The 6,842-nt window shown below is 70.6% G+C and carries 8 protein-coding genes and 5 tRNA genes; 7 read left to right on the forward strand and 6 right to left on the reverse strand.

Annotated features, from left to right (window positions below; genetic code table 11):
• Positions 1 to 191: 191 nt before the first annotated feature.
• Both PSH25_RS07845 and PSH25_RS07850 read right to left on the reverse strand, forming a co-directional pair.
• Positions 192 to 773, reverse strand: a complete 582-nt coding sequence (locus tag PSH25_RS07845; protein ID WP_238658359.1) for a TIGR03086 family metal-binding protein — start codon at positions 771 to 773, stop codon at positions 192 to 194.
• An 82-nt stretch (positions 774 to 855) separates the two neighbouring features.
• Positions 856 to 1,458 carry a TetR/AcrR family transcriptional regulator gene (locus PSH25_RS07850; RefSeq protein WP_238658360.1) on the reverse strand — a complete coding sequence of 201 codons (603 nt, stop codon included), beginning with the start codon at positions 1,456 to 1,458 and terminating at the stop codon, positions 856 to 858.
• Between the two features lie 387 nt (positions 1,459 to 1,845).
• Here PSH25_RS07850 and PSH25_RS07855 point away from each other — a divergent pair.
• The 3 genes from PSH25_RS07855 to PSH25_RS07865 all read left to right on the forward strand — a co-directional run bounded on the left by PSH25_RS07855 (position 1,846) and on the right by PSH25_RS07865 (position 2,111).
• Positions 1,846 to 1,918 (forward strand) — tRNA-Gly (locus PSH25_RS07855).
• A gap of 34 nt (positions 1,919 to 1,952) precedes the next feature.
• Positions 1,953 to 2,023, forward strand: a tRNA-Cys gene (locus tag PSH25_RS07860).
• A gap of 13 nt (positions 2,024 to 2,036) precedes the next feature.
• A tRNA-Val gene (locus PSH25_RS07865) sits at positions 2,037 to 2,111 on the forward strand.
• A 61-nt stretch (positions 2,112 to 2,172) separates the two neighbouring features.
• Here PSH25_RS07865 and PSH25_RS07870 read toward each other — a convergent pair.
• Positions 2,173 to 2,634: a winged helix-turn-helix domain-containing protein gene (locus tag PSH25_RS07870; RefSeq protein ID WP_274527150.1), complete on the reverse strand. Its 462-nt coding sequence runs from the start codon at positions 2,632 to 2,634 to the stop codon at positions 2,173 to 2,175.
• A 178-nt stretch (positions 2,635 to 2,812) separates the two neighbouring features.
• On the reverse strand, positions 2,813 to 3,547 hold the full coding sequence (locus tag PSH25_RS07875) for a GNAT family N-acetyltransferase (RefSeq protein ID WP_238658361.1): 735 nt from the start codon (positions 3,545 to 3,547) through the stop codon (positions 2,813 to 2,815).
• 118 nt (positions 3,548 to 3,665) lie between these two features.
• Between PSH25_RS07875 and PSH25_RS07880 the strand changes: the two genes are divergently transcribed.
• Together PSH25_RS07880 and PSH25_RS07885 are read left to right on the forward strand one after the other, a co-directional pair.
• Complete coding sequence (locus PSH25_RS07880; RefSeq protein WP_238658362.1) at positions 3,666 to 4,247, forward strand: TetR/AcrR family transcriptional regulator; 582 nt, start codon at positions 3,666 to 3,668, stop codon at positions 4,245 to 4,247.
• Between the two features lie 46 nt (positions 4,248 to 4,293).
• On the forward strand, positions 4,294 to 5,250 hold the full coding sequence (locus tag PSH25_RS07885; RefSeq protein ID WP_238658363.1) for an NADP-dependent oxidoreductase: 957 nt from the start codon (positions 4,294 to 4,296) through the stop codon (positions 5,248 to 5,250).
• A gap of 154 nt (positions 5,251 to 5,404) precedes the next feature.
• On the opposite strand, the gene PSH25_RS07890 is transcribed toward PSH25_RS07885, so the two are convergent.
• Entirely contained in the window at positions 5,405 to 5,647 is a 243-nt protein-coding gene (locus PSH25_RS07890; protein ID WP_030336096.1) for a DUF6458 family protein, read from the reverse strand.
• Positions 5,648 to 5,795: 148 nt separating this feature from the next.
• Between PSH25_RS07890 and PSH25_RS07895 the strand changes: the two genes are divergently transcribed.
• Positions 5,796 to 5,868: transfer RNA gene (locus tag PSH25_RS07895), tRNA-Gly, on the forward strand.
• Positions 5,869 to 5,894: 26 nt separating this feature from the next.
• A tRNA-Val gene (locus PSH25_RS07900) sits at positions 5,895 to 5,969 on the forward strand.
• A gap of 86 nt (positions 5,970 to 6,055) precedes the next feature.
• Here PSH25_RS07900 and PSH25_RS07905 read toward each other — a convergent pair.
• On the reverse strand, positions 6,056 to 6,631 hold the full coding sequence (locus PSH25_RS07905) for an FtsX-like permease family protein (RefSeq protein WP_238658364.1): 576 nt from the start codon (positions 6,629 to 6,631) through the stop codon (positions 6,056 to 6,058).
• Positions 6,632 to 6,842: the final 211 nt, after the last annotated feature.

The following is a 6,842-nucleotide window of genomic DNA, read 5'->3' on the forward strand; positions in this document are numbered from 1 at the left end:
GAGCCGGCGTCGACGCCGGCTCATCGGGGGTGACCACTCCGGTTGTGGCACGGGACCTCCTCGTGGGAGCGGGGTGGCCGGCGAGTCGCCGACCACAGATGCGCGGTGACGCATGCGCATCTGTGGATATCAGTCTCCCGAGGTCACGGCAAGGTCCAGAGCCGCTGTCGCACCAACAGATCGAGATTTACTCAGTCGCTCGGCGCCCAGTCGGGGTCGCGGCCGAACGCGGCCAGCAGGTGGTCCTGCTCGTCGGCGTCGTCGGGCACCCGTACCCCGGTGTGGACCAGGTTGTTGCGCCGGTAGGCGTCGATCTGGCCGGCGAACCACTGGGCGGCGGCGTGCACCGCGTCCGGGTCGAGCCGTGGCTGCGCGCCGATCGCCACCGCCACGTCCCAGCCGTGCACGAGGTGCTCGGCGAGGAGTTGCCGAAGGTACTCGGCGACCGGTGTGTCGCCGCTGGAGAGGTGCACGGTGCGGTCGATGGTGCCGGGGTGGGTCGCGGCGATCTCGGCCTGCGCGGCGGCCTCCCGCGCCGTCGCGATCGGGTCGGCGCCGAGCTGGTCACCGTCGAGCCGGTCGCCGACCTCGTCGATGGTCCGGCCGGCGAGCAGCGGAACGCTCCACCGGTCCTCGGTCACCACGTGGTTGACAAGCGTGCGGACGTCCCAGTCCGAGCAGGGGGTCGGGTCGGACCACTGGCCGGGCTCGATCTGGTCCACCCGGTCGATGAACTCGGCCAGGCTCCGGCGGTACGCCTCCAGGAGATCCATGCTGCCGATTGTTCCGGTCCGCGAGGCGCGCCGAGTCCGTTTTGCCCGGCCTGGTGCGGGGGATCGGTGCTGGTCGCCCGGCTCAGTCCAGGTCGGTCGGGTCCAGACCGAGCTCTCGGGCGGTGACCAGTCGGACCCACTCGCCGAACTGCCGGCGGGAGATCACCCGGTCGTGCACGGCGAGCTGGACGGCAAGGCCGTCCATCACCGCGCTGATCCGCCAGGCGGCCCCGTCGGGGTCGGCGCACTGGAAGGTGCCGTCGGTCACCCCGGCGGTGATCACCGCCGCCAGGTCCTGCCGCCAGCGCAGGTCGAGCCGGCGGGAGACCTTCTCCAACTCGGGGGTACGCAGCGACTCGGACCAGCCGTCGATCCACATCGACCAGGAGGTCGCCCGCCCGGCCGGGGTGTAGAGCTTGAGGATCCGGCGGAGCTTGGTCAGCGGTGGGGCCGAGGAGCGGGTCACCACGTCCAGTCGGGCCAGATCCTGTTCGACCGCGTACGCGAAGGCCTGCGCGAGCAACCGCTCCTTGGTGGCGAAGTGGTAGAAAACCAACGCCTGACTCACGCCCGCGGCATTCGCCACGTCCGCCGTCCGGGTGTTGGCCAGACCGCGCTCCACGATCACGTCACAGGCGGTGCGCAGCAGGGCATCCAGGCGGATCTCGGCCGCACGTCTCGTCACGACCGTTACCGTAGCCCATCCGACTGAACACGAACAGTTACCACCACGCGCCGATCCGCGCAGTGACAGTCGGAAGCCGGACACTTCCTTCGGGTGTCGTCAGTCGTTCCACGGAGAGTGTTCATCGAGGTCCGCTACCCGGTGACGAGGTGCGGAGACGTCGATGGTCGGGCATGCGACGCGATGATGACGATCATTGCCTAGTGATGTCGGAGTGTGACGGTCCGTGCTGGATCCGGGCACCGGGTCAGCCCCCTAGGAAGCCTGCCGAGGGTGGCTCCGGTCCAGCCCCGGCCACCCGGGACGCGCCGAAGCGACCCCGAGTTGGCAGTCAAACACCGGCTCGGCTAAAGTTCTCATCCGTCACCCGGGAACGTCCGGGGGCGTGCGGACGTAGCGCAGCTGGTAGCGCATCACCTTGCCAAGGTGAGGGTCGCGGGTTCGAATCCCGTCGTCCGCTCGGAGCTGCCGCCACGCATGACGGGGGCAACCTCGGTGGGGTGGCCGAGAGGCGAGGCAACGGCCTGCAAAGCCGTGTACGCGGGTTCAAATCCCGTCCCCACCTCGGCAACAAGCACGGGCGATTGGCGCAGTGGGAGCGCGCTTCCTTGACACGGAAGAGGTCACTGGTTCAAACCCAGTATCGCCCACCAGAGGACGGCTCGTTACCGGGAGACCCGGTGACGAGCCGTTTTGCTTGTGGCGCGACGGTCATCAGTCGACGCTGAGCCGATAACCGATTCCCCGTACGGTGTGCACGCGCAGGGTGTCGTCGACGGCGTGCAGTTTGCGACGTAACCGCTTCACGGCCGAGTGCAGGCTCGACGTGTCGCCGAGGAACGCGCAGCCCCAGACCGATTCGAAGAGCCTCTCGTACGTCCAGACCCCGACCGGTGCGGTGGCGAGTTGGGTGAGCAGGTTGCGCTCGAGGCGGGTCAGGGCAAGCGGTTCGCCGCGCCACGTCACCCGGTGGTCGAGCGGGTCGATGGTGAGGTCACCGAGGCTGATCCGACCGGCCGCGCCGACGGCTGGAGCGACCGTGACTGGAGCGGCGGCCGACGCCGTGGTGGAGAGCCGGTCCGGCCCGCTGATGATCGGCCCGCCGATCATCGCCTGCAACTCCGCGAGGTCGGTGCAGATCACCAGGGTGCCGAGGCCGTCCAGGCGGCGGACCATCCGCTCGCGCACCGACACGTCGGCGGTCACGCAGAAGACGAGGGACACATCGTCGATCACTGTCGTACCTCCCCAGGCGCCAGTAAAAGACAACGCTGTCCGAACCCCGTAGTCAATGGTTTCCGGCCGGCTGCCGTGCGCGCCGGCACAGACGCGGCCGGGCCGCGCGGGCTCACCGTCAGAAGGTCAACAAGCGGAACTCGCCCACCGGCCGGAAACCGAGGCTGCGGTAGACCGACTCACCGACGGCCGACGAGGTGAGGGCGGCGGTGCGGGCGCCCCGCTCACCGGCCAGCTCGAGCGCGGCCCTGGTCATGGCCGCGCCGATGCCCCTGCGGCGCTGCTCGGGCCGGGTGCCGACGAAGTAGAGGGTGACCAGACCGTGGGTGATCCAGGCGACTGCCGTCGCGACGACCTGGCCGTCGGCGAGGCGACCGGCCAACCGGAGCACCGTGCCGTCGCCGGTGAACGCCTTCTCCCGTTCGATCGTCGCCGCCACGCCGTCCGCCGGAATTCCGGACACCCGGGCGTAGGCCGGGACGAACGTCGCGAGGTCGGTGGTCTCGGCGATCCGCACGTCGGCGGGAGCCGGAACATCGGCCACCTCGCCGATCCCCACCGTCATGATCGGCATGCGGGCGACCTCCACCGCGCCGAGGGAGACCAGGCCGTCCGCGGTGCCGGCGTCGCTGTCCGGGCCAACCCACCAGATCCGGGGTACGCCGTGCAGGCGCCTCCGGGCCTCGGCGAGCGCGTCCTGCGGTGTGTGCCCGGCCACCCGGAGCACGCCGTTGAGGGGTGCGTGCGGCACGTCACTGCGGTAGGTCGGCAGGCCGGGATCTCCGGCGACGCCGATGTTCCAACCGAGCAGGTACGCCCGGTGCGCGGCCAGCACCGTGTCGAGAGGCTCCATGATCTGGATCGTAACGCGGCTGCCGAAACCCCTTTCGGCCAGCGGAAACGGCTCGGTTCGGCCGGCTGTGACCGGCGGTACTTTGTCGATCGTTCCAGATAGCGGGTAGCGTTCAGCCATGGCCCGTACCCGTGAGTTCGACCTCGACGCCGCGGTCAACGCTGCCATGGACGTCTTCCGGAGCAAGGGCTACGAGGGCACCTCCATGCGGGACCTCTCCGAGGCGACCGGCTTGGGCAGCGGCTCGATCTACGCCGCGTTCGGCAGCAAGGACGGCCTCTACCTGGCGGTGCTCGACCTGTACCGGCAGCGCTACGCCATACCGATGGTCGATCTGCTGCGCTCGGGCAACGACGCGCGAGCGGTCATCCGTGAGGTGTTCATCAGCGCGGTGGACGACATCACCGGCGACGGCCGGCACCTCTCCTGCCTGATCGTCGGTGCGTCGATGGAACGGGCGCACCAGGACGTCCGGGTCGCCGAGCGGCTCCGCTCCACCACCCAGTCCCTGGAGTTGGCGCTCTACGACCTGCTCGCCGAGGCGCAGTTGCGGGGTCAGATCACCAGCGACCGCAGCGCCACCGACCTGGCCGGCTTCCTGGTGACAAGCCTCCAGGGTCTGCGGGTGATGGGCGCCATCAACCCGGACCGGGCGGCGCTGACGCGTTACGCCGAGGTCGCGCTCACCTGCCTGGACTGACCGCCGGACACGGTGGTCGACCCGGTCACCCGATGAGGAGTCGAGCATGAGAGCGGTCGGACTGCTGCGCTACGGCGGGCCCGAGGTGCTGCGGGTGGTCGAGCTTCCGACGCCGCACGCCGGCCCTGGCGAGGTCCGCATCCGGGTACGCGCCGCGGCGGTCAACCCCGCGGACACGTTGATCCGGGCCGGTATGACGCCGGTGCGACTGCGCGGCGGCGACCCGCTGCTGCCGGGCCAGGACATCGCCGGCACCATCGACGAGGTAGGCCCCGGGACCAGTGGTGCTCTCGCCCCGGGTGACCCGGTGATGGCCATGATCAATCCGACCCGGGCGGCCGGCGGTGGGTACGCCGAGTGGGTCGTGCTCCCGGAAACCTGGGTGGTGCCCGCGCCGGCGGGCGTGTCACCCGCCGAGGCGGCCACCCTGCCGTTGAACGGGTTGACCGCCCTGCACGCCCTGGACCAGTTGCGGCTGTCGCCCGGCAGCACCCTCGCGGTGACCGGAGCGGCCGGCGCCGTCGGCGCGTACGCGGTACAGCTCGCCAAGGCCGCCGGGCACCGGGTGTTGGCCGACGCGGCGCCCGACGACGTCGAACTGGTCACCGCGCTCGGTGCCGACGTGACGGTGACCCGAGGCCCCGGTGTCGCCGACCGCTTCCGGGAGCACGCCCCGGACGGGGTGGACGCCGCTGTCGATGCCGCGTTGCTCGGCGGCGCGTTGCTGCCCGCGGTGCGCGCGGGTGGTGCCGTCGCGCTGCTGCGCGGTGGCCCCGATCCGGTGCTGCGGGCGCAGGCCGACCAGCGGAGGATCGACATGGTGTCCGCGTACGTGCACGAGTACGACGGGCGCCGCGACAAACTCGATTTGCTTCGGCGGCTCGCCGAGGAGGGTGCGCTGACCCTGCGGGTCGCCGGCCGGTTCCCGCCGGAGGAGGCGGCTCGCGCGCATCAGCTCCTGGAGGCCGGAGGGGTACGCGGCCGGTTGGTCATCGAGTTCTGATTCCGCCGTCGGCACCACCGGAGCATGCCCGCACCGGCCGCGACGCCCACCCGGCATCCGGGGTCACGGATGCGACGGGCCGGCCGCCCTCAGCGCGGCGGCCGGCCCGGGATCACGTTGGTCTGGCGGCTCCGCCAGCGATGGAAGTGACCGGTCACAGCGGCGGTGCGATGTCCCGCCGCTCCTCGACCTGGCGGTACTCCACCGGCTGTTCGGTGGTGGTGACGACCTGGCGGCGGCGACCCCAGATCAGCGTGGTCATGATCAGGCCGAGCAGGCCGGCGCCCATCAGGATCCAGCCGACCACGTCGAGGTTGATGCCGCCGACGCTCGCGTCCAGTGCGAAGGTGAGGATCGCGCCGAGCGCGATCAGGAAGATGCTGGTGCCGATACCCACGACAGCCTCCTTAAGGGGGTGTGGTGCGCTGTCGAGCACCTCTGTACCCCGGCGGGGACCAGCGCAACCGCGACCGGCCAGGGTGCCCTGCCAAGCGATCTTGGCATCGGGTAGAGTTCACCTGTCGCCGGCGCTTTGCCGGGGACGTGCGGACGTAGCGCAGCTGGTAGCGCATCACCTTGCCAAGGTGAGGGTCGCGGGTTCGAATCCCGTCGTCCGCTCGCGATGTGCCCCACGGGGCCGCCACGGGCGATTGGCGCAGTGGGAGCGCGCTTCCCTGACACGGAAGAGGTCACTGGTTCAAACCCAGTATCGCCCACCAGCTGTACGAGCAGATCAGATGACCCGTTACCGGATCTCCGGTAGCGGGTCTCGGCGTTTCTGCTTCCCGCACGGCGAGACCATCGGTTACTCGCCGGCGCGCAGTACCTCGCTCAGCCGGTCGCGTCGCCGCAGCGCCGACTCGACGGGTACGACCGCGGCGACCGCCGCCAGCAGCGCCACGCTCACCAGGCCCAGCAGCCACCATGGCAGGACCGCCGCCGGGTCGGCGGCTTGGCCGGTGAGCAGCCCCAGGTCGAGCGGGCCGAGCGTCAGGCGTGCGAGCAGAGCCCCGAGTAGCGGGCCGCACACCGCGGCGACCACGACCGGCGGCAGCAGCTCTCCGGCGGCGACCCGGCGGGCATCGCGTGGCCGCAGGCCAAGGGTCCGCAGCCGGGTCAGGGTCTGCCACCGCTGCGACGCACCGGCGGCGGCGGCGAGCGTGAGACCGAGCAACCCCAGCGCCAGCAGCACCGCGGCGGCCGTCCACGCCAGCCGTAGCAGCCCCGCGGTCAGCGGAGCCACCCGCTGCGCCCGCAGGACGTCCGCGCGCAGCACGACGTCGGCGGCGACGCCGGTGTTCGACACGGCCCGCGCCGCGCCGGGGCCGGTCACCCAGACGGTGTTCGGAACGGCGGGCAGCCCGGCGTCGGCGAGGGCCACGGCGTCGACGATGAGATCGGAAGAGCAACGTGGAGGGAAAGAGGGTAGATCGCGGGGGTCGCCGTATCATTAAAAAAAAAAGTGAACAATGGACTGTCTGAAGGTCCGTCGCGGTACTAGATAGGCAAGAGATCAATGCAAACCGGGAGCCGAGATCACAAGACGTGCGACGCGAATGACTAAGACACAGTCACCACGAGGCGAGACGTGG

Source organism: Micromonospora foliorum (genome assembly GCF_022229015.1).
GTDB lineage: Bacteria > Actinomycetota > Actinomycetes > Mycobacteriales > Micromonosporaceae > Micromonospora > Micromonospora foliorum.

What these genes read in the sequence shown, in the direction of transcription:
- PSH25_RS07875 (WP_238658361.1), bottom strand. Translation starts at nt 3,547, where the DNA reads ATGGAGCCTCTCGACACGGTGCTGGCCGCGCACCGGGCGTACCTGCTC.
- PSH25_RS07885 (WP_238658363.1), top strand. Translation starts at nt 4,294, where the DNA reads ATGAGAGCGGTCGGACTGCTGCGCTACGGCGGGCCCGAGGTGCTGCGG.
- PSH25_RS07845 (WP_238658359.1), bottom strand. Translation starts at nt 773, where the DNA reads ATGGATCTCCTGGAGGCGTACCGCCGGAGCCTGGCCGAGTTCATCGAC.
- PSH25_RS07870 (WP_274527150.1), bottom strand. Translation starts at nt 2,634, where the DNA reads ATGGTCCGCCGCCTGGACGGCCTCGGCACCCTGGTGATCTGCACCGAC.
- PSH25_RS07880 (WP_238658362.1), top strand. Translation starts at nt 3,666, where the DNA reads ATGGCCCGTACCCGTGAGTTCGACCTCGACGCCGCGGTCAACGCTGCC.